The following is a 19,680-nucleotide window of genomic DNA, read 5'->3' on the forward strand; positions in this document are numbered from 1 at the left end:
CGGCCTCCCTCCCGGAGGGGCGGTTACGGGTGTGCGGGCACCGTCGTCAGCAGCGGCTCGGGGGATGTTCCGCCGGCCGGGCTGCCGAGCGCGGTGAGGGTGAACACCAGGGCGAGCGCGAGGGCGAGACCGGTCGCGGCGGCGATCAGGGCGCGCATGCGGGCCTCCCGGGATCCCGGAGCGGATACGTCCGATACATCTGATACATCGTCAGGTTTGGCACGGTAGCAACGGGCGGGCGAGATGAGAACACGTTGCGCACACGGACGAGGGGCGCCTGCCCGCCGTGGCGGAAGGGCGCCCCTCGTCCGGATCCCGCGGGGCCTTAAGGGGTCGGGCTCGCCGACGCCGACCCGGATGCCGACTCCGACGGGGCCGGAACGGGCGAGGTGTCGGCCGCGACCGTCAGCTGGACGTTCAGCGTCGCGCCGCCCGCGGTGTTGATGCGGAGCATGAACGTGCCACTGGTGTCGTCGGCGTACAGCTTCGGCAGCTTGAGCAGACCCTTCTCGTCCGTCGTCAGACCGGTCAGGGTGCGGACGGCCTTGCCGTCGGCGTCCTTGAAGTAGGGGCCCTTGTCGTTCTCGGTCGGGTCGAGCACCGACTTGATGAGCGTGGCGGTGGCCGCCACCTTGTCCGCCACGGCGCCGTCGTACGTCGCCTTCACCTCGACCTGGTCGGCGAACTCGCCGCCCGGTGTGCAGGTCAGCGCGGTGTCGGTGGTGCGGGTCAGGGTGTCGGCGGCGCGTTCGGTGACGGTGGCGGTGTAGTCGAGCCCGGTGATGGCACGGCCGACGACGGTGGCGCGGACCACGAACTCGCCGGTGTCCTCGCCCGCCTTCAGCGCGGGCGCCACGACCTCGCCTGCGCTGTCGGTGAGGGCGCTGGCGTACTTCTCGCCGGTACTGAAGGTGGCGTCGGTCTTCCCGGTGATCGTGAAACGGATCCGGACCTTGGCGACGGCCTCGCCCGTCTTGGTCTCGGCGCGGGTGCTGATCTTCTCGGTGAAGGTGTCGCCCGCCATCGCGGTGAGCTTCGCGGTGTCCGCGTCCTCCAGGTGGTGCACCGTGTCGGTGGCGGTGGGCGGAGTCGTGCTCGGCGGGGTGGTGCTGGGCGGGGTGGGGCCCGGCGGAGTCGGCTTGGGGCTGCTCGGCGTCGTCGGTGTGGTGGGAGCGCTGGGCGTGCCGGGGGTGCTGGGCGCCGTCGGTGTCGGGCTCGCGCCCGCCGAGTCGTCGCTGCGGTCGGACGGGAGGGTGCCGGTGCCGTCCGGGATCTCGTGAGTGCCCTTGCGGTAGTAGTCCAGCCACCTCATGACGAGGTTCAGGTAGTCCTGCGAGTTGTTGTAGCTGAGGATCGCGCGGTCGAGGTCGCCCTGGGTGGACAGGTCCCAGCCGAAGCGGCACAGGTAGTGGCCGGCGGCGAGGGCGGCGTCGTAGACGTTGTTGGGGTCCTTCTTGCCGTCGCCGTTGCCGTCGCGGCCGGCCCATTCCCAGGTGGAGGGGATGAACTGCATCGGGCCTACGGCACGGTCGTACGAGCTGTCCCCGTCGTAGACACCGTTGTCGGTGTCACCGATGTTCGCGAAGCCGTTGCCGTTGAGCTGCGGGCCGAGGATCCGGGAGAGCGTGTTGCCGTCCACGTCGACGCGGCCGCCGCGGGCCTGGCCCGACTCGACCTTGCCGATGGCGGCGAGGAGTTCCCAGGGCAGGTTGCAGCCGGGCTTGGCCTGCTGGAGCGCGGTCGCGGCCTTCTTGTAGGCGTCGAGGACGGTCGCGGGGATGCCCGCCTCGCCGGTGCCCGGGGTGACGGGGGTACTGGCGGACGGCGAGGGGTTGGGGCTGTTCAGCGGCGGCAGGTCCGTGTAGTACGGCGAGTTGCCGGTCGCGCTGTCCTCGGCGGCCGCGTCCGGTGCGGGCTGGGTTCCGGTGGCGATCCGTCTGCCGGCGTCGTCGGTGGTCACTCCCGGAGCCTGGGACGCGGCCAGCGCCGCGACCGCGACCGCGGCCACGGTGGTGTTCAGCGCCCCCTTGCGCAGCCTGCCGAATTGCGCCGCCATGTAATGAACCCCTCCTGCGGACGCCCGAGCGCCCGACGCTGTCTGCGGGGCTCGCCATGCCGAGCCCGCCCCTGTTGTGACGATCGACTCGCCGCGACAGTTGCCCTCGCGGCACGATTTCCGCTTCCGTTCACGCGTTCGACCGCATCCCCCGGCGCGGCGACCCAGGCGACCCTACGGCAACTTCCTTTGCAGGGGCACCCGTTGGTGCCCGATTTTTACCGGTTGGCCACATGGGGTCCATCGCGGTCCGCTCCCCGGACCGGCCGGCGCCGTCCCGCATACTGAACTTTCCCGACACCCGGGCCGTGCGGCCCGTCAACCTCCCGCGCAAGGAGCCCCGTTGCCGTTCACGCTCAGCCACGCGGCGGCCGTACTGCCCGCCGTACGCACCGACGGAACCGGCCGAAAGGGGCTCATACCGGCCGTGTTGGTGGCGGGTTCCTTCTCTCCCGACATGACCTACTACGTGGCGAGTGTGCTGCCGGAGGCGATGGAGTTCGGCGAGGTCACGCACTCGCTCGCGGGGGTGTTCACCGTCGACGTGGTGGTCGCCTGGGCGCTGGTGGGCCTGTGGCTCCTGCTGCGCGAGCCCCTGGTGGCGCTCCTGCCGGTGCGACGGCAGGGGCGGCTCGCCACACTGCTGCGCTGCGGGTCGCCACGCGCGCGTGTAGGGCCGTCACTGGCGGCGCGCTGGTACGTGTCGGCCGCGCTCGGCGCGCTGACACATGTCGTGTGGGACGCGTTCACGCATCTCGACCGCTGGGGGATGCGGCTGTTTCCCGTCCTGGGCGAGGAGATCGCGGGGTCGCCGCTCTACTGGTACCTCCAGTACGGCGGCTCGGCGGTCGCCGCGGTCGTCATCGCCGCGTTCGTGACCGTGGCGCTGCGGCGGTCCCCCGCCGTGGCGCCGGCCGGAGTTCCGGTCCTGTCGGGACGGGACCGGTGGCTGGCCGGAGCGGTGATCGGCGGGTTGGCCGTGGTGGCGGCGGTGCAGCGGGCGGCGCGCTGGTGGGCCTACTGGGGGTCCACCGCGAAGTACTGGGAGCTGATTCCGACCCTGTGCTTCGGGGCGGGCGCGGGGCTCGTCCTGGGGCTGCCGCTGTACGCCGTGGGCGTCAGGGTGTGGCGTCCGGTCCGGGCCCCTGGCAGTGCGGGTGCGGATGGCCATCCGGATGCGGATGCGGATGCGGATGCGGATGGGGATGTGGACGGGGCCGGTCGGGAGCCGAGTCGTCCGGCGGCTCGGTGACGGCCCCTGCGGGATCGGGCCGGGAGAGCAGCGCGCGGGCGAGGGCCAGGTAGCCGCGGGCGAGCTCGGCCCACTCAGGTGTCCGGTGGGCGAGGCGGCGGCGCAGGGTGGTCGCCGTCTGGCGCGGGGTGCTCATCAGGTCGGCCGGGATGCGGGCGGTGCTTGCGTCGATGGCGACGACCGGGACCGGCGGATGCGCTGTGAGCGGGGCCTTGCCGTGGTTCGCGTTCGCCTGCGCCGGGGAGTGAACCGTCCGGCGGCGGAGCATGCGTATACCCATGTCCGCATCCTTACGGGCGCGGGTCCGCGGGGGCGCTTCTGCGGGGGCCACGTGGGTGACGGGTCCCTCCGGGGGTGGGGCGGATTCTGGCGTTGTGACCGGTTACGGTGGGTTCGGGAGTGCGGGCGGGTCTGTGCTGGTCACGGGGTTCCCCACGCCCCGCGCCCCTCGGCCGGATGCCGGGGCGGGTGGATGCCCACCCCGGCGTCCGGATGCGGCCCTGCCGCCGGGAGGCTAGTGAGCCGCAGATTCCCAGTCCGGGCCCGCCCCCACCGAGACGCCGAGCGGGACGCTCAGCTGGACGGCGTCGGACATCTCGCGGCGGACCAGTTCCTCTGCGGCCGCTCGTTCGCCCGGGGCGATCTCCAGGACGATTTCGTCGTGGACCTGGAGGAGCATGCGGGAGGTGAGGTTCTCCTCGCGCAGGGCGCGGTCCACGTTGAGCATGGCGATCTTGACGATGTCCGCCGCCGTGCCCTGGATCGGGGCGTTGAGAGCCATGCGCTCGGCCGCCTCGCGGCGCTGGCGGTTGTCGCTGTTGAGGTCGGGGAGGTAGCGGCGGCGGCCGAAGAGCGTCGCCGTGTAGCCCGTCGCCCGGGCCTCGTCGACCGCGCGGCGCAGGTAGTCCCGGACGCCGCCGAAGCGCTCGAAGTAGGCGTCCATCAGGGCGCGGGCTTCTCCCGCGTCGATGTTCAGCTGCTGGGAGAGGCCGAAGGCCGACAGACCGTAGGCCAGGCCGTACGACATCGCCTTGATCTTGCGGCGCATCTCCGCGTCCACCGCGGCGGGTTCCACGGCGAACACCTGTGAGGCGGCCGTGGTGTGCAGGTCCTCACCCGAGGTGAAGGCCTCGATCAGGCCCTCGTCCTCGGACAGGTGGGCCATCACGCGCAGCTCGATCTGGCTGTAGTCCGCGGTCATCAGGGACTCGAAGCCCTCGCCGACCACGAAGCCCCGGCGGATCGCCCTGCCCTCGTCGGTGCGGACCGGGATGTTCTGCAGGTTCGGGTCGGTCGAGGAGAGGCGGCCGGTCGCCGCGACCGTCTGGTTGAAGGTCGTGTGGATACGGCCGTCCGCCGCGATCGTCTTGATCAGGCCCTCGACGGTGACGCGGAGCTTCGCCTGCTCGCGGTGGCGGAGCATGATGACCGGCAGTTCGTTGTCGGTCTGGGTGGCGAGCCAGGCCAGGGCGTCGGCGTCCGTGGTGTACCCGGTCTTCGTCTTCTTCGTCCTGGGCAGGGCGAGTTCGCCGAAGAGGACCTCCTGGAGCTGCTTGGGCGAGCCCAGGTTGAACTCGTGCCCGGCGGCCGCGTGCGCCTCCTTCACGGCCTGCTGCACCGCGCCCGCGAACATCTGCTCCATGGCCTCCAGATGGGCCCGGTCGGCCGCGATGCCGTGCCGCTCCATCCGGGCCAGCAGGGCCGACGTCGGCAGCTCCATGTCACGGAGCAGGTCCGCGGCGCCGACCTCCTCCAGCCGGCTCTCGAAGGCCTCGCCCAGGTCGAGGACCGCGCGGGCCTGGATCATCAGCGCCTCGGCCTCGGCACCGTCGTCCGCGCCGAAGGCCAGCTGGCCGTCGGCCGCGGCGGCGGGCGCCAGCTCACGGTGGAGGTACTCCAGGGACAGCGCGTCCAGGTCGAAGGAGCGGCGGCCCGGCTTGACCAGGTAGGCGGCGAGCGCGGTGTCCATGCGGACGCCGGCGATGCTCCAGCCGTGCTTGGCGAAGACCCGCATCGCGCCCTTGGCGTTGTGGAAGACCTTCGGCCGGTCGGCGTCGGCCAGCCAGGCCGCGAACGCCTTCTCGTCGGCCTCGTCCAGCTGCGACGGGTCGAACCAGCCGGCCGCACCGTCGGCCGCGGCGAGGGCGACCTCGGCGACCGAGCCGGTGCCGAGCGCCCAGGTGTCGACGGTCGCCACGCCGAGCAGCTCCCCGCCGCGCTCGGCCAGCCAGGGGGCCAGCTCGCCGGTGCCGAGCACCGTGCCGTCCAGCTCCACGCCCTCGGTGGCGACCGGGGTCGTCTCGGCCTCCTCGGCTCCGGGGTCGACGCCGAAGAGCCGCTCGCGCAGGGACGGGTTCCGGATCTCCAGGGTGTCCAGGATCATCGCGACGGCCTTGCGGTCGTACGGCACGCGCGCGACCTCGGTGACGGTCTTGGGCAGCTCGACGTTGCGCTCCAGCTCGGTGAGCCGGCGGTTGAGCTTGACCGACTCCAGGTGGTCGCGGAGGTTCTGGCCCGCCTTGCCCTTGACCTCCTCGACGCGCTCGACCAGCTCGGCGAACGAGCCGAACTGGTTGATCCACTTCGCGGCCGTCTTCTCACCGACGCCCGGGATGCCCGGCAGGTTGTCGGACGGGTCGCCGCGCAGGGCCGCGAAGTCGGGGTACTGGGCCGGCGTCAGTCCGTACTTCTCGAGGACCTTCTCCGGGGTGAAGCGGGTCAGCTCGGAGACGCCCTTGGTCGGGTACAGCACCGTCGTGTGCTCACTGACCAACTGGAAGGAGTCCCGGTCGCCGGTGACGATCAGCACGTCGAAGCCGGCGGCCTCGGCCTGGGTGGCGAGCGTGGCGATCACGTCGTCGGCCTCGAAGCCGTCGATCGCGAACCGCGAGACGCGCATGGCGTCGAGCAGCTCGCCGATCAGCTCGACCTGGCCCTTGAACTCGTCCGGGGTCTTGGAGCGGTTCGCCTTGTACTCGGTGAACTCCGCGGAGCGCCAGGTCTTGCGGGACACGTCGAAGGCCACCGCGAAGTGCGTGGGCGCCTCGTCGCGCAGCGTGTTGGCCAGCATCGACGCGAAGCCGTAGATCGCGTTCGTCGGCTGGCCCGTCGCGGTCGTGAAGTTCTCCGCGGGCAGCGCGAAGAACGCACGGTAGGCCAGCGAGTGCCCGTCCATGAGCATCAGGCGCGGCCGGCCGCCGCCGGGGTTGTTGTCGGTCTGCTTCGCTGCTGTCTCTGCCACGCCCCCGATCCTGCCACGCCCCACTGACAGTCGGTCCCCACCGGGGTACGGCCTCGGGGAGGGGGTCGCGGGACGGGGGCGGGCAGGGCCGGACAAGGTCCGGGGCTCCCGCCCGTGTTGTCGGTCCCCCGTGCGAGGATCGGAGACCTAGCTCACACGTGTACACGAAGGAGAGTGCGCGATGGCCACCAAGCCGCCCAAGGGTGATCCGGTCCAGGACGCGCCCCAGGTCGCGGAGCCGCAGCACGCGGCGGCGGGGCTGCCGGCCATCGGGCACACCCTGCGCGTCGCCCAGCGGCAGATGGGCGTGAAGCGGACCATGCTGACGCTGCTGAGCGTCAACCAGAAGAACGGCTTCGACTGCCCGGGATGCGCCTGGCCGGAGCCGGAGCACCGGCACAAGGCGGAGTTCTGTGAGAACGGCGCGAAGGCGGTGGCCGAGGAGGCCACCCTGCGCCGGGTCACCCCGGAGTTCTTCGCCGCGCACCCCGTCGCCGACCTCGCGACGCGCAGCGGGTACTGGCTGGGTCAGCAGGGTCGGCTCACCCACCCAATGTTCCTCCCCGAAGGGGGCACGCACTACGAGCCGGTGAGCTGGGAGCGCGCCTTCGACATCATCGGCGAGGAGATCGCCGCCTGTGACTCCCCCGACGAGTCCGTCTTCTACACCTCCGGCCGCACCAGCAACGAGGCCGCGTTCCTGTACCAGCTCTTCGCGCGCGAGCTCGGCACCAACAACCTGCCGGACTGCTCGAACATGTGCCACGAGTCCTCGGGGTCGGCGCTCTCCGAGACCATCGGCATCGGCAAGGGCAGCGTCCTGCTGGAGGACCTGCACAAGGCCGACCTGATCATCGTCGCCGGCCAGAACCCGGGCACGAACCACCCCCGCATGCTCTCCGCGCTGGAGAAGGCCAAGGCCGGCGGCGCGAAGATCATCAGCGTCAATCCGCTGCCCGAGGCCGGCCTGGAGAAGTTCAAGAACCCGCAGACCCCGCAGGGCATGATCAAGGGCGCCGCGCTCACCGACCTGTTCCTGCAGATCCGCATCGGCGGCGACCAGGCCCTCTTCCGCCTCCTCAACAAGCTGATCCTCGCCGCGCACAACAGCGCCTCCGGCGCGGGCCGGGGCGCGGTCGACGAGGATTTCATCGCCGAACACACCCACGGCTACGAGGAGTTCGCCGCGGCCGCCCGCGCCGCCGACTGGGACGAGACCCTGACGGCGACCGGCCTCACGCGCGCGGACATCGAACAGGCCCTGGATATGGTCCTGGCCTCGCGGCGCACCATCGTCTGCTGGGCCATGGGCCTCACCCAGCACAAGCACTCCGTGCCGACCATCCGCGAGGTCGTCAACTTCCTGCTGCTGCGCGGCAACATCGGCCGCCCGGGCGCGGGCGTGTGCCCGGTGCGCGGTCACTCCAACGTGCAGGGCGACCGCACGATGGGCATCTTCGAGCGGCCCGCCCCGGCCTTCCTGGACGCCCTGGAGAAGGAGTTCGGCTTCGCCCCGCCGCGCGAGCACGGCTACGACGTCGTCCGGGCCATCCACGCGCTGCGCGACGGCAGGGCGAAGGTCTTCTTCGCGATGGGCGGCAACTTCGTGGCCGCCACGCCCGACACGGACGTCACCGAGGCGGCCATGCGGCGGGCCCGGCTCACCGTGCACGTGTCGACCAAGCTCAACCGCAGCCACGCGGTCACCGGGGCCCGCGCGCTGATCCTGCCCACCCTCGGCCGCACCGAGCGCGACCTCCAGGGCGCCGGTGAGCAGTTCGTGACCGTCGAGGACTCCATGGGCATGGTGCACGCCTCCCGGGGCCGTCTGGAGCCCGCGAGCGCGCACCTGCTGTCGGAACCGGCGATCGTGTGCCGACTGGCACGCCGCGTGCTGGGCGAGAACAGCGTCACGCCCTGGGAGGAGTTCGAGAAGGACTACGCGACGATCCGCGACCGCATCGCGCGGGTGATCCCGGGCTTCGAGGACTTCAACGCGCGCGTGGCCCACCCCGGCGGTTTCACACTCCCCCACGCACCGCGCGACGAGCGCCGTTTCCCGACGGCGACGGGCAAGGCCAACTTCACGGCGGCCCCCGTCGAGTACCCGCGGCTGCCGGAGGGCCGGCTGCTGCTCCAGACCCTGCGGTCGCACGACCAGTACAACACCACGATCTACGGCCTCGACGACCGCTACCGGGGGATCAGGAACGGCCGCCGGGTCGTCATGATCAACCCCGCGGACGGGCGGCGCCTCGGCATCGCCGACGGGTCGTACGTCGACCTGGTGAGCGAGTGGAAGGACGGCGTCGAGCGGCGAGCGCCCGGCTTCCGGGTCGCGCACTACCCGACGGCGCCGGGCTGCGCGGCCGCCTACTACCCGGAGACCAACGTCCTCGTCCCGCTGGACGCCACCGCGGACACCAGCAACACCCCGGCCAGCAAGTCCGTCGTCGTACGTCTGGAACAATCGGCCACCGACTGAGCGTTTGCTCAGTCGATGTCACACCGCTGATCACAACACCGACTGATCACGACGAACGGAGCCGGGCCGATGGGCGAGCAGCAGCACGTGAAGTTCCCGCAAGGGGTCATCGACGAGTACGCCGCGCTCGGCGTCGACCTGCCGGCCCTGTTCTCCGCCGGGCACCTCGGGACGCGCATGGGCGTCGAGATCGTGGAGGCGTCCGCGGAGCGGGTCGTGGGGACCATGCCGGTGGAGGGGAACACCCAGCCGTACGGACTGCTGCACGGCGGCGCGTCCGCGGTGCTCGCCGAGACGCTCGGGTCGGTGGGTTCGATGCTGCACGCGGGCAGCTCCAAGATCGCGGTCGGCGTCGATCTCAACTGCACGCACCACCGCGGCGTGCGCGCCGGCCTCGTCACCGGTGTGGCCACGCCCCTGCACCAGGGCCGCTCGACGGCGACGTACGAGATCGTGATCAGTGACGAGGCGGGGCGGCGGGTGTGCAGCGCGCGGCTGACCTGTCTGCTGCGGGACGTGAACCCGGGCGACGGCGAGCACATCCGGACGGCAGCGGGCTGACACCGACGCCGGCCCCTGCGCGTCGGCATCACGACAACTCCCTTACGACGCACGCTCCTTGTGAACAACGCCCGCACCCTCCCGCCGTTGAACCCGGGCGCCCGGCGGCATAACGTCGGGGCATGACGTCGGGAGGAGCCCTCGGGAAGGGGGGAGCGCTCGGACTCGCGCTGCTGGCCGCCGGGTTGGCGGCCGGATGCGGGCACGCGGGCGCCAGGGGCGACGCGACCGGACCCCGGGCCCGCGCCGAATCGCCCTCCCCTGCCCCCTCCCCATCCCCTTCTCCGGAGGCCACCGCGCCCGCGCGGCTGTGCACGCGGATCATCGGGTACTGGTCGCGCCGGACGCTCACCGAGGACACCTACGGGGACTACCAGTCGATGGGCCTGTCCGACGGGCAGTACGAGATCCTCCGCGAGGTCGTGGACGCCGCCCGGGCGGAGCGCGAGCGCTCGGACGCGCGGGCGGCCGACCGGCTGATCGACCGCCGGGCGCGCGAACTGTGCGAGGAGCGGTACCGAAACGGCGAGCCGACCGGAGGGCCATGGGGCTGAGTGACCAAATCCTGGATTCCGCTTTTTCGTGCCCCATACACGAAAATACCGAGGGGTGCCGGACGTCCATTTCCCGGCAGTAACTCTGCGTAATACAACTGCAATACAGGCCCAGAGATCTCCCGCCGTGAGCACCCTCCCCACAAGACCGCGGAGACCCTCGGGTAACGTTCGACAACGATCCGAGTCATCACCAAAACCGGTGAACACTCGTGAAGAAGCTACGCGCGAACGCTGCAAGTTCTCACTATGTGGACAGGGCGAATCGGCTGGAAATCCGCTCTTCCCCCCACGGAGTACCGCTCAGAGTTACCCCGTGTCATAACAAGAGCGTCACAGCCTTGGTCAGAGCCTCCTCCATGTTCCCCGCACGCGCTTAGAGTCACCGCCAGTCACCGAGCTACAGGATTCGAAGTCACTTCGGCCCAGCGCTCGACTCGGCGCGTTCCACGGGGAGCCGCCGTGCCAGGGAAAGGACCTGATTCGTGCGTCAACGTTCGATCATCGCCATAACCGCCGCGCTCGCGGCGGGATCGCTGACACTCACGGCTTGTGGGTCGCGTGACGACAACGGCGGCAGCAGCAGCAACGGCGACAAGACCACTGTGGTGATCGGTGTCGACGCTCCGCTGACCGGCGACCTGTCGGCCCTCGGCCTCGGCATCAAGAACTCCGCCGACCTGGCCGCCAAGACGGCCAACAAGCAGGAGTTCGTCAAGGGCGTCGAGTTCAAGATCGAGGCCCTCGACGACCAGGCGCAGCCCACCGTCGGCCAGCAGAACGCCCAGACGTTCATCAACAACAAGGACATCCTCGGCGTCGTCGGCCCGCTGAACTCCAGCGTCTCGCAGCAGATGCAGAAGCCGTTCAACGACAACGGCCTCACCCAGGTCTCCCCGGCCAACACCGGCACCGAGCTGACCCAGGGCGACGGCTGGAAGACCGGCAAGTCGGTCCGCCAGTTCAAGACGTTCTTCCGCACGGCCACCACGGACGAGATCCAGGGCGCCTTCGCCGCCGACTACCTGTACAACCAGGCGAAGCTCAAGAAGGTCTACCTGATCGACGACCAGAAGACCTACGGCGCGGGCCTGGCAGCCTCCTTCAAGGCGAACTTCACCAAGTTCGGCGGCCAGATCGTCGGCAGCGACCACATCAACCCCGACGACCGTGACTTCAACGCCGTCGTCGCCAAGATCAAGAAGACCGGCGCCCAGGCCCTGTACTACGGCGGCGAGTACCCGGCGGCCGGCCCGCTGAGCCAGCAGCTCAAGGACAGCGGCCAGAACATCCCGCTCATGGGCGGCGACGGCATCTACTCCGGCGAGTTCCCGAAGCTGAACAAGAAGGCCGAGGGCGACCTCGCCACCTCCGTGGGCAAGCCGGTCGAGCAGCTCGACTCCGCCAAGACGTTCATCAAGAACTACAAGGACGCGGGCTACGAGGACGACTACGAGGCCTACGGCGGCCTCACCTACGACGCCACCTGGGCCATCATCGAGGCCGTCAAGATCGCGGTCGAGGGCAACGACGGCAAGGTCCCGTCCGACGGCCGCAAGGCAGTCCTGGACGCCATGGCCAAGGTCAAGTTCGACGGCGTCACCGGCACCATCTCCTTCGACGAGTTCGGTGACACCACGAACCACACGATGACCGCGTACAAGGTCAAGAACAACGCCTGGACGCCCGAGTTCAGCGGCGAACCCAAGCTCGGCTGACGAAGGACGAGTCAGAGAACCCTCCCCACCTCGCACATTGATCCAGGCCGCGCGGGAAGCGCCCACCAGCGCTCCCGCGCGGCGCCATATCCGAACCACTCCACGGAGGCCCTGCGGTGCACGAACTGCCGCAACAGCTGGCCAATGGACTCATCCTCGGCGCGATGTACGGACTCATCGCGATCGGCTACACGATGGTCTACGGCATCGTCCAGCTCATCAACTTCGCCCACGGCGAGATATTCATGGTCGGGGGCTTCGGAGCCCTCACCGTCTGGTTGGTCCTCCCCGAAGGCTTCGGCCTCGGCGCCGCCGTCCCGCTCATGATCATCGGCGGCGTCCTCGTATCGGTCGCCGTCGGTACGGCGGCGGAACGCTTCGCCTACCGGCCACTGCGCTCAGCGCCACGGCTGGCCCCCCTCATCACCGCCATCGGCCTGTCCATCGTCCTCCAGCAGGCCGTGTGGATGTGGTACCCGGACGCGAAGAAGGACCACCCCTTCCCGCAGTTCCACGGCGGCCCCATCGAAATACTCGGCGCCAACATCCAGCGCGGTGACCTCTTCGTCCTCATAGCCGCCCCGCTGTGCATGATCGCCCTCGGCCTGTTCGTCACCAAGACGCGCTCCGGCCGCGGCATGCAGGCCACCGCACAGGACCCCGACACCGCCAAGCTGATGGGCATCAACACCGACCGCATCATCGTCATGGCGTTCGCCATCGGTGCCGCGTTCGCCGCCATCGCCGCGGTCGCCTACGGCCTGAAGAACGGCCAGGTCGGCTTCCGCATGGGCTTCCTGATGGGCCTCAAGGCCTTCACCGCCGCCGTACTCGGCGGCATCGGCAACATCTACGGCGCCATGCTCGGAGGCATCGTCCTCGGCCTGGCCGAGTCCCTCGCCACCGGCTACATCGGCGAGGTCCCCGGCATGGACCTCTTCGGCGGCGGCGCCTGGAAGGACGTATGGGCGTTCGCACTGCTCATCCTCGTCCTCCTGTTCAGGCCACAAGGCCTGCTCGGCGAACGCGTCGCGGATCGGGCGTGATACCCATGACCACCGACATCCCCATGGACAAGAACACCGACACCACCAAGGTGTCCACCGCTGAAGCCACCCCGATCATCCCGCTGCCGCAAGCCGCGGCACGCGGACTGACGGTCGCCGGCTCCGCCTTCGCCTTCATAGGCACCTTCCTCGCCTGGACCTGGACCGACGAGTTCCCCGGCAAACTGACCATCACCGGCTACCCCGGCGGCCTTCAGGTCCTCACCCTCGTCGGCTCCCTGCTGACCCTGGCGTTCGCCCTCTCCGGCTACGGCATCCGCGGCCTCGGCTGGCTCACCCCCGGCGGCAAGAACAGCCCCGTCCTGCTCGCCGCCCTCGGCGTGTTCGGCACCACGGGCTACGCCATGGGCGCCATCAGCCAGGAACTCGGCGGCCTGGTCAACCTGGAGCCCGGCGCCTGGGTCTCCGGCATCGGCGCGCTCGTCGCCGTGATCGGCGCCCTCGGCCTCCCGGTCGACCAGCCCTACGGCGCGGGCGAACCGACCCCGAACCTCTGGGGCCGGATCCGCCACTCGCTCACCGCCCCCGACCCCGGCCGGGCCAAGGAACTGCCCTCCTGGGCGGAGATCCTGATCATCGCCGGAGGCTTCGGCGTCGGCCTGTACGTCTTCGCGTACGGCATCGGCACCGAGTACTCCGAGCTGTTCATCGGCTTCCTGATCGTCGCCGCGTTCGGCTTCACCGCCATCACCCGCGCCGGTCTCCTGAAGCGGCTGTCGGCTCTGACCGCCAAGCACCGCAACGTCACCCTCGGTGCCGCGTTCGCGGCGGCGATCTGCTTCCCCTTCACCCAGACCAACGACCAGTTCGCCCTCATCGGCGCGAACATCCTCATCTTCGCCACGGTCGCCCTGGGCCTCAACGTCGTCGTCGGCCTCGCCGGCCTCCTCGACCTCGGATACGTCGCCTTCCTCGGCGTCGGCGCCTACGCCGCCGCCCTGGTCTCCGGCTCCCCCGCGTCGACCATCGGCGTGGAGTTCCCCTTCTGGGCGGCCGTCCTCACCGGTGCCGCAGCCTCGCTGATCTTCGGCGTGGTCATCGGCGCCCCGACCCTGCGACTGCGCGGCGACTACCTCGCCATCGTGACGCTCGGCTTCGGTGAGATCTTCCGCATCACCATGAACAACCTGAACGGCAACAGCGGCCCAGACGTCACCAACGGCTCCAACGGCATCCCCCAGATCCCCGACCTGGAGATCTTCGGGTTCAACCTCGGAGTCCCGCACGACGTCCTCGGCCACGAACTGACCCGTTCGGCCAACTACTACCTGCTGATGCTGGTGTTCACGGCAGTCGTCGTCATGGTCTTCCGCCGCTCGGCGGAATCCCGCATCGGCCGCGCCTGGGTCGCCATCCGCGAGGACGAGACCGCCGCCACCGCCATGGGCATCAACGGCTTCCGCCTCAAGCTCCTCGCCTTCGCGCTCGGCGCCTCCCTCGCCGGTCTCGCGGGCACCGTGCAGTCCCACGTGTCCTACAGCGTCACCCCCGAGCAGTACCAGTTCGCCGGGTCCGTCCCGCCGAACTCGGCCTTCCTGCTCGCCGCCGTCATCCTCGGCGGCATGGGCACCATCAGCGGCCCCCTCATCGGCGCCGCACTGCTCTACCTCATCCCGGCCAAACTCCAGTTCATGGCGGAATACCAACTGCTCCTCTTCGGCATCGCCCTGATGCTGCTGATGCGCTTCCGCCCCGAAGGCCTGGTCGCCGACCGCAGGAAGCAGCTCGAATTCCACGAGACCGGACAGCTCGACGTACCGGAGGACAAGCCATTGCCCGAAGGCGCGACCGGCGTCGCCAAGGCAGGGGCGTGACCGCCATGACCACCACAACGACCGCACCCACCAGCACCACGGTGCTCGACGCCACCGGCGTCACGATGCGCTTCGGCGGACTCACCGCCGTACGCGACGTGGACCTCACCGTCAACAGCGGCGAGATCGTCGGCCTCATCGGCCCCAACGGCGCCGGCAAGACGACCTTCTTCAACTGCCTCACCGGCCTGTACATCCCCACCGAGGGCAAGGTCTCCTACAAGGGCACCGTCCTGCCGCCCAAGCCGCACCTGGTCACCCAGGCCGGCATCGCCCGTACCTTCCAGAACATCCGGCTCTTCGCCAACATGACCGTTCTGGAGAACGTACTGGTCGGCCGGCACACCCGCACCAAGGAGGGCCTCTGGTCCGCCCTCCTGCGCCTGCCCGGCTTCAAGAAGGCCGAAGAGGCGTCCCGGGCCCGGGCCATGGAACTCCTGGAGTTCACCGGTCTCGCCGCCAAGGCCGACCACCTCGCCCGCAACCTGCCCTACGGCGAGCAGCGCAAGCTGGAGATCGCCCGGGCACTCGCGAGCGAGCCCGGCCTGCTCCTCCTCGACGAGCCCACCGCCGGCATGAACCCGCAGGAGACCCGGGCGGCCGAGGAACTCATCTTCGCCATCCGGGACCAGGGCATCGCCGTCCTCGTCATCGAGCACGACATCCGGTTCATCATGAACCTCTGCGACCGGGTCGCCGTGCTGGTCCAGGGCGAGAAGATCGTCGAGGGCCCCGCCGAAGTCGTCCAGGCCGACGAGCGCGTCATCGCCGCCTACCTGGGTGAGCCCTTCGAGGGCGCGCCCGGCAAGGAGGAAGCCGCCGAAGTCGAGGCTGCGGAGGCCGACGCGCAAAGCACCACGGAAGGGGACGACAAGTGACCGCACTGCTCGAGGTCGAAGACCTCAGGGTCGCTTACGGCAAGATCGAGGCCGTCAAGGGCATCTCGTTCAAGGTGAACGCGGGCGAGGTCGTCACCCTCATCGGCACCAACGGCGCCGGCAAGACCACCACCCTGCGCACCCTCTCCGGTCTCCTCCAGCCCGTCTCCGGCGACATCCGGTTCGACGGCAAATCGCTGAAGAAGATCCCCGCCCACAAGGTCGTCTCACTGGGACTCGCCCACTCCCCCGAGGGGCGGCACATCTTCCCCCGCATGACGATCGAGGACAACCTCCGCCTCGGCGCGTTCCTGCGCAACGACAAGGAGACCATCGAGAAGGACATCCAGCGCGCCTACGACCTGTTCCCCATCCTCGGAGAGCGCAGGAAGCAGGCCGCGGGCACCCTCTCCGGCGGTGAGCAGCAGATGCTCGCCATGGGACGGGCGCTGATGTCCCGGCCCAAGCTGCTCATGCTCGACGAGCCCAGCATGGGCCTCTCCCCGATCATGATGCAGAAGATCATGGCGACCATCCAGGAGCTCAAGTCCCAGGGCACCACCATCCTGCTCATCGAGCAGAACGCCCAGGCCGCGCTCTCCCTGGCCGACCACGGCCATGTCATGGAAGTCGGCAAGATCGTCCTCTCCGGAACCGGACAGGACCTCATGCACGACGAGTCCGTACGCAAGGCGTACCTGGGCGAGGACTGACCGCTCACGCGGTTCCACGCGTACGACGAGGCCCGCGTCCCCTGCTCGGGGGGCGCGGGCCTCGTCGTACGCGCTTCAGACGGGTCAGCCCTTGGCGGACTTCTTCTCGTCGGCGTCCTGGATGACGGCCTCGGCGACCTGCTGCATCGACATCCGGCGGTCCATGGAGGTCTTCTGAATCCAGCGGAACGCGGCCGGCTCGGTCAGCCCGTACTCGGTCTGGAGGATGGACTTCGCCCGGTCCACCAGCTTCCGCGTCTCCAGGCGCAGGGTGAGGTCGGCGACCTCCTTCTCCAGCTCCTTCAGCTCCGTGAAGCGGGACACGGCCATCTCGATCGCCGGCACGACGTCGCTCTTGCTGAACGGCTTGACCAGGTACGCCATGGCACCGGCGTCCCGAGCCCGCTCGACGAGGTCGCGCTGCGAGAACGCGGTCAGCATCAGCACCGGGGCGATGCTCTCCTCGGCGATCTTCTCGGCCGCGGAAATTCCGTCCAGCTTCGGCATCTTCACATCGAGGATGACGAGGTCGGGCCGGTGCTCGCGGGCCAGCTCCACGGCCTGCTCACCGTCACCGGCCTCACCGACGACGCTGTACCCCTCTTCCTCGAGCATCTCTTTGAGGTCGAGCCGGATCAATGCCTCGTCCTCGGCGATGACGACACGGGTCGTCAGCGGAGGCACGTGCGACTTGTCGTCGTCGGGCGCGTCTACGGGCTGGGGCGACTCGGGGGCGGTCACGGGGGCTCCTCGTTCAGGGGCAGGGGTGCTGCTCCCAAGAGCCTACCTAGCTGCGGCTAACGATGATGACCCGGTACACTCCTCGGAAGTACCGAGCCGGGTTGGTGGAACGGTATACACGGAGGTCTCAAACACCTCTGCCTGTGAGGGCTTGCGGGTTCGAATCCCGCACCCGGCACTGCTTGATCAGGAAGCGGATGTCCACGTTCTCGTGAACATCCGCTTTTTGCTGCGCGGTGTCGCGATCACTCACTCAGAGTATCCGTATGTATTTTCACGGTACTGAGGTTCGACAGAGGGTACTCACGCTGTTGCGCGACGGGGCACGGAACGCTGACGTGGCTCGCCAGTTCAATATCCCGCTCGGCACGATCAGTTACTGGAAGCACGCGGACCGGGCGAAACGCGGCGAGTGTCCAGGACGCACTCCCCCGCCCTGCCCCCGATGCGACGGTGTACTGGACTCCCCGGCGTACGCCTACCTGCTCGGCCTCTACCTGGGCGACGGCTACATCATCCAGAACCGCGCGATGCGATCACCCAGCCTGTCCATCACTTGCGACGAGTCACACCCGGGGCTTATGGATGAGTGCGAAACCGCCATGCGATCGGTGTTCCCCAACAATTCGGTCTGCAGGGTCCGCCGAAAGGGCTGCCGAGACCTGAAGCTGTACTCCATGCACTTGTGGTGCCTCTTCCCTCAGCACGGCGCCGGCAAGAAGCACGAGCGCAGGATCGTCCTCGAAGCCTGGCAGCAAGCCATCGTCGACGCGCACCCTTGGGAGTTCATCCGCGGCCTCATCCACTCCGACGGCTGCCGCATCACCAACTGGACGACACGCCTCGTGGCTGGTGAGCGCAAGCGCTATGAGTACCCTCGCTACTTCTTCACCAACAAGTCGGACGACATCAGGAAGCTGTTCACGGACGCGCTCGACAAGGTCGGCGTCGAGTGGACCACCCTCGCCCGCCGCAGCGACCCGTTCAACATCTCCATCGCCCGCAAAGCCTCCGTAGCCCTCATGGACACCCACGTAGGCCCCAAGCACTGACCACACACAACAAAGGGCCCCTCCTCAGGAACTGAAAAGGGGCCCTCCGCCACCTACTTCGGGCTGTCGTCCTCCCCGATGTGATGCACCCGCACCATGTTCGTCGACCCGGAGACCCCCGGAGGCGACCCCGCCGTGATGACCACGACGTCGCCCTTCTTGCAGCGGCCGTACTTCAGCAACAGCTCGTCCACCTGGTCGACCATCGCGTCAGTCGAGTCGACATGCGGACCCAGGAACGTCTCCACACCCCACGTCAGACTCAGCTGCGACCGCGTCGCGGGCTCCGGCGTGAACGCCAGCAGCGGGATCGGCGAGCGGTAGCGGGAGAGGCGGCGGACGGTGTCGCCGGACTGGGTGAAGGCGACCAGGAACTTCGCGCCCAGGAAGTCGCCGATCTCGGCCGCCGCGCGGGCGACCGCGCCGGGCTGGGTGCGGGGCTTGTTGCGTTCGGTCAGGGGCGGGAGGCCCTTGGCGAGGATGTCCTCCTCGGCGGCCTCGACGATCTTCGCCATCGTCCGGACCGTCTCGATCGGGTATTTGCCGACGCTCGTCTCGCCGGACAGCATCACGGCGTCCGTGCCGTCGATGACGGCGTTCGCCACGTCCGACGCCTCCGCCCTGGTCGGGCGCGAGTTGTCGATCATCGAGTCGAGCATCTGGGTGGCTACGATCACTGGCTTGGCGTTGCGCTTGGCCAGCTTGATCGCGCGCTTCTGGACGATCGGGACCTGCTCCAGCGGCATCTCCACGCCGAGGTCGCCGCGGGCGACCATGATGCCGTCGAACGCGGCCACGATGTCGTCGATCGCCTCGACCGCCTGCGGCTTCTCCACCTTGGCGATCACGGGCAGGCGGCGGCCTTCCTCGTCCATGATGCGGTGGACGTCCTCGATGTCGCGGCCGGAGCGGACGAAGGACAGCGCGATGACGTCGAAGCCGGTGCGCAGGGCCCAGCGCAGGTCGTCCTCGTCCTTCTCGGAGAGGGCGGGGACCGAGACGGCGACGCCGGGGAGGTTGAGGCCCTTGTTGTCGGAGACCATGCCGCCTTCGACCACGGTCGTGTGGACGCGCGGGCCGTCGACGGAGGTGACCTCCAGGCAGACCTTGCCGTCGTCGACGAGGATGCGTTCGCCGGGGGTGACGTCGTCGGCGAGGCCGGAGTAGGTGGTGCCGCACTGCTGGCGGTCGCCGTCCGCGCCCTCCTCGACGGTGATGGTGAAGGTGTCGCCGCGTTCAAGGAGTACGGGTCCTTCGGTGAAGCGGCCGAGGCGAATCTTCGGGCCTTGAAGGTCGGCGAGGAGGCCGACGCTGCGGCCGGTTTCGTCGGATGCCTTCCGCACGCGCTCGTAGCGCTCCTCGTGGTCGGGGTGACCGCCGTGGCTGAGGTTGAATCGGGCGACGTCCATTCCGGCGTCGACCAGTGCCTTTATCTGGTCGTACGAGTCGGTGGCGGGGCCCAGGGTGCAGACGATTTTCGCTCGGCGCATGTTTCGACTCTATGACTTACCGGCGGGTAGTGAATTGGTGCCGTATGACTACTCAACA

Annotated in this window: 15 protein-coding genes and 1 tRNA gene; 11 read left to right on the forward strand and 5 right to left on the reverse strand. The window is 69.3% G+C overall.

Annotated elements, in window-relative coordinates:
- Positions 1-23 precede the first annotated feature (23 nt).
- Both ACFU95_RS09275 and ACFU95_RS09280 read right to left on the reverse strand, forming a co-directional pair.
- Positions 24-158 carry an SPW_0924 family protein gene (locus tag ACFU95_RS09275; RefSeq protein WP_383824035.1) on the reverse strand — a complete coding sequence of 45 codons (135 nt, stop codon included), beginning with the start codon at positions 156-158 and terminating at the stop codon, positions 24-26.
- A 167-nt stretch (positions 159-325) separates the two neighbouring features.
- Positions 326-2,056 carry a lytic murein transglycosylase gene (locus ACFU95_RS09280; protein ID WP_383824036.1) on the reverse strand — a complete coding sequence of 577 codons (1,731 nt, stop codon included), beginning with the start codon at positions 2,054-2,056 and terminating at the stop codon, positions 326-328.
- 343 nt (positions 2,057-2,399) lie between these two features.
- Between ACFU95_RS09280 and ACFU95_RS09285 the strand changes: the two genes are divergently transcribed.
- Positions 2,400-3,308 (forward strand): DUF4184 family protein, encoded by a 909-nt coding sequence (locus ACFU95_RS09285; protein WP_383824039.1) that lies wholly within the window; start codon positions 2,400-2,402, stop codon positions 3,306-3,308.
- A 514-nt stretch (positions 3,309-3,822) separates the two neighbouring features.
- Here the strand turns inward: ACFU95_RS09285 and polA are convergent.
- Positions 3,823-6,549: a DNA polymerase I gene (polA, locus tag ACFU95_RS09290; RefSeq protein WP_383824042.1), complete on the reverse strand. Its 2,727-nt coding sequence runs from the start codon at positions 6,547-6,549 to the stop codon at positions 3,823-3,825.
- Between the two features lie 181 nt (positions 6,550-6,730).
- Between polA and ACFU95_RS09295 the strand changes: the two genes are divergently transcribed.
- The 8 genes from ACFU95_RS09295 to ACFU95_RS09330 all read left to right on the forward strand — a co-directional run bounded on the left by ACFU95_RS09295 (position 6,731) and on the right by ACFU95_RS09330 (position 16,339).
- A complete protein-coding gene (locus ACFU95_RS09295) occupies positions 6,731-9,034 on the forward strand; it encodes an FdhF/YdeP family oxidoreductase (protein ID WP_383824045.1) in 2,304 nt (767 codons plus the stop codon).
- A 69-nt stretch (positions 9,035-9,103) separates the two neighbouring features.
- Complete coding sequence (locus ACFU95_RS09300; RefSeq protein WP_383824048.1) at positions 9,104-9,595, forward strand: hotdog fold thioesterase; 492 nt, start codon at positions 9,104-9,106, stop codon at positions 9,593-9,595.
- A gap of 122 nt (positions 9,596-9,717) precedes the next feature.
- Positions 9,718-10,149, forward strand: a complete 432-nt coding sequence (locus ACFU95_RS09305; RefSeq protein WP_383824051.1) for a hypothetical protein — start codon at positions 9,718-9,720, stop codon at positions 10,147-10,149.
- Positions 10,150-10,634: 485 nt separating this feature from the next.
- Positions 10,635-11,867 carry a branched-chain amino acid ABC transporter substrate-binding protein gene (locus ACFU95_RS09310; protein ID WP_383824055.1) on the forward strand — a complete coding sequence of 411 codons (1,233 nt, stop codon included), beginning with the start codon at positions 10,635-10,637 and terminating at the stop codon, positions 11,865-11,867.
- A gap of 116 nt (positions 11,868-11,983) precedes the next feature.
- Positions 11,984-12,913, forward strand: coding sequence for a branched-chain amino acid ABC transporter permease (locus ACFU95_RS09315; RefSeq protein WP_062719087.1), 930 nt, complete (start codon positions 11,984-11,986; stop codon positions 12,911-12,913).
- A 23-nt stretch (positions 12,914-12,936) separates the two neighbouring features.
- Positions 12,937-14,748 (forward strand): branched-chain amino acid ABC transporter permease, encoded by a 1,812-nt coding sequence (locus tag ACFU95_RS09320; protein WP_383824350.1) that lies wholly within the window; start codon positions 12,937-12,939, stop codon positions 14,746-14,748.
- Positions 14,749-14,753: 5 nt separating this feature from the next.
- Positions 14,754-15,626, forward strand: a complete 873-nt coding sequence (locus tag ACFU95_RS09325) for an ABC transporter ATP-binding protein (protein WP_383824058.1) — start codon at positions 14,754-14,756, stop codon at positions 15,624-15,626.
- Positions 15,623-16,339: an ABC transporter ATP-binding protein gene (locus ACFU95_RS09330; RefSeq protein WP_383824060.1), complete on the forward strand. Its 717-nt coding sequence runs from the start codon at positions 15,623-15,625 to the stop codon at positions 16,337-16,339. The genes ACFU95_RS09325 and ACFU95_RS09330 overlap by 4 nt, the downstream gene beginning before the upstream one ends.
- A gap of 84 nt (positions 16,340-16,423) precedes the next feature.
- Here ACFU95_RS09330 and ACFU95_RS09335 read toward each other — a convergent pair whose 3' ends face one another.
- A complete protein-coding gene (locus ACFU95_RS09335; protein WP_383824063.1) occupies positions 16,424-17,080 on the reverse strand; it encodes an ANTAR domain-containing response regulator in 657 nt (218 codons plus the stop codon).
- A gap of 95 nt (positions 17,081-17,175) precedes the next feature.
- Between ACFU95_RS09335 and ACFU95_RS09340 the strand changes: the two genes are divergently transcribed.
- Together ACFU95_RS09340 and ACFU95_RS09345 are read left to right on the forward strand one after the other, a co-directional pair.
- Positions 17,176-17,258, forward strand: a tRNA-Leu gene (locus tag ACFU95_RS09340).
- An 88-nt stretch (positions 17,259-17,346) separates the two neighbouring features.
- Positions 17,347-18,132, forward strand: a complete 786-nt coding sequence (locus ACFU95_RS09345) for a helix-turn-helix domain-containing protein (protein ID WP_383824066.1) — start codon at positions 17,347-17,349, stop codon at positions 18,130-18,132.
- 53 nt (positions 18,133-18,185) lie between these two features.
- Here the strand turns inward: ACFU95_RS09345 and pyk are convergent, their stop codons facing one another.
- Positions 18,186-19,622 (reverse strand): pyruvate kinase, encoded by a 1,437-nt coding sequence (pyk, locus tag ACFU95_RS09350; protein WP_383824068.1) that lies wholly within the window; start codon positions 19,620-19,622, stop codon positions 18,186-18,188.
- Between the last annotated feature and the right edge of the window lie 58 nt (positions 19,623-19,680).

It is taken from the genome of Streptomyces sp. NPDC057623, from assembly GCF_042800355.1.
GTDB lineage: Bacteria > Actinomycetota > Actinomycetes > Streptomycetales > Streptomycetaceae > Streptomyces.

Coding starts and splice junctions, on each gene's coding strand:
- ACFU95_RS09320 (WP_383824350.1), top strand. CDS start 12,937: ATGGACAAGAACACCGACACCACCAAGGTGTCCACCGCTGAAGCCACC.
- ACFU95_RS09295 (WP_383824045.1), top strand. CDS start 6,731: ATGGCCACCAAGCCGCCCAAGGGTGATCCGGTCCAGGACGCGCCCCAG.
- ACFU95_RS09345 (WP_383824066.1), top strand. CDS start 17,347: ATGTATTTTCACGGTACTGAGGTTCGACAGAGGGTACTCACGCTGTTG.
- ACFU95_RS09325 (WP_383824058.1), top strand. CDS start 14,754: ATGACCACCACAACGACCGCACCCACCAGCACCACGGTGCTCGACGCC.
- ACFU95_RS09275 (WP_383824035.1), bottom strand. CDS start 158: ATGCGCGCCCTGATCGCCGCCGCGACCGGTCTCGCCCTCGCGCTCGCC.
- ACFU95_RS09300 (WP_383824048.1), top strand. CDS start 9,104: ATGGGCGAGCAGCAGCACGTGAAGTTCCCGCAAGGGGTCATCGACGAG.
- ACFU95_RS09280 (WP_383824036.1), bottom strand. CDS start 2,056: ATGGCGGCGCAATTCGGCAGGCTGCGCAAGGGGGCGCTGAACACCACC.
- pyk (WP_383824068.1), bottom strand. CDS start 19,622: ATGCGCCGAGCGAAAATCGTCTGCACCCTGGGCCCCGCCACCGACTCG.
- ACFU95_RS09305 (WP_383824051.1), top strand. CDS start 9,718: ATGACGTCGGGAGGAGCCCTCGGGAAGGGGGGAGCGCTCGGACTCGCG.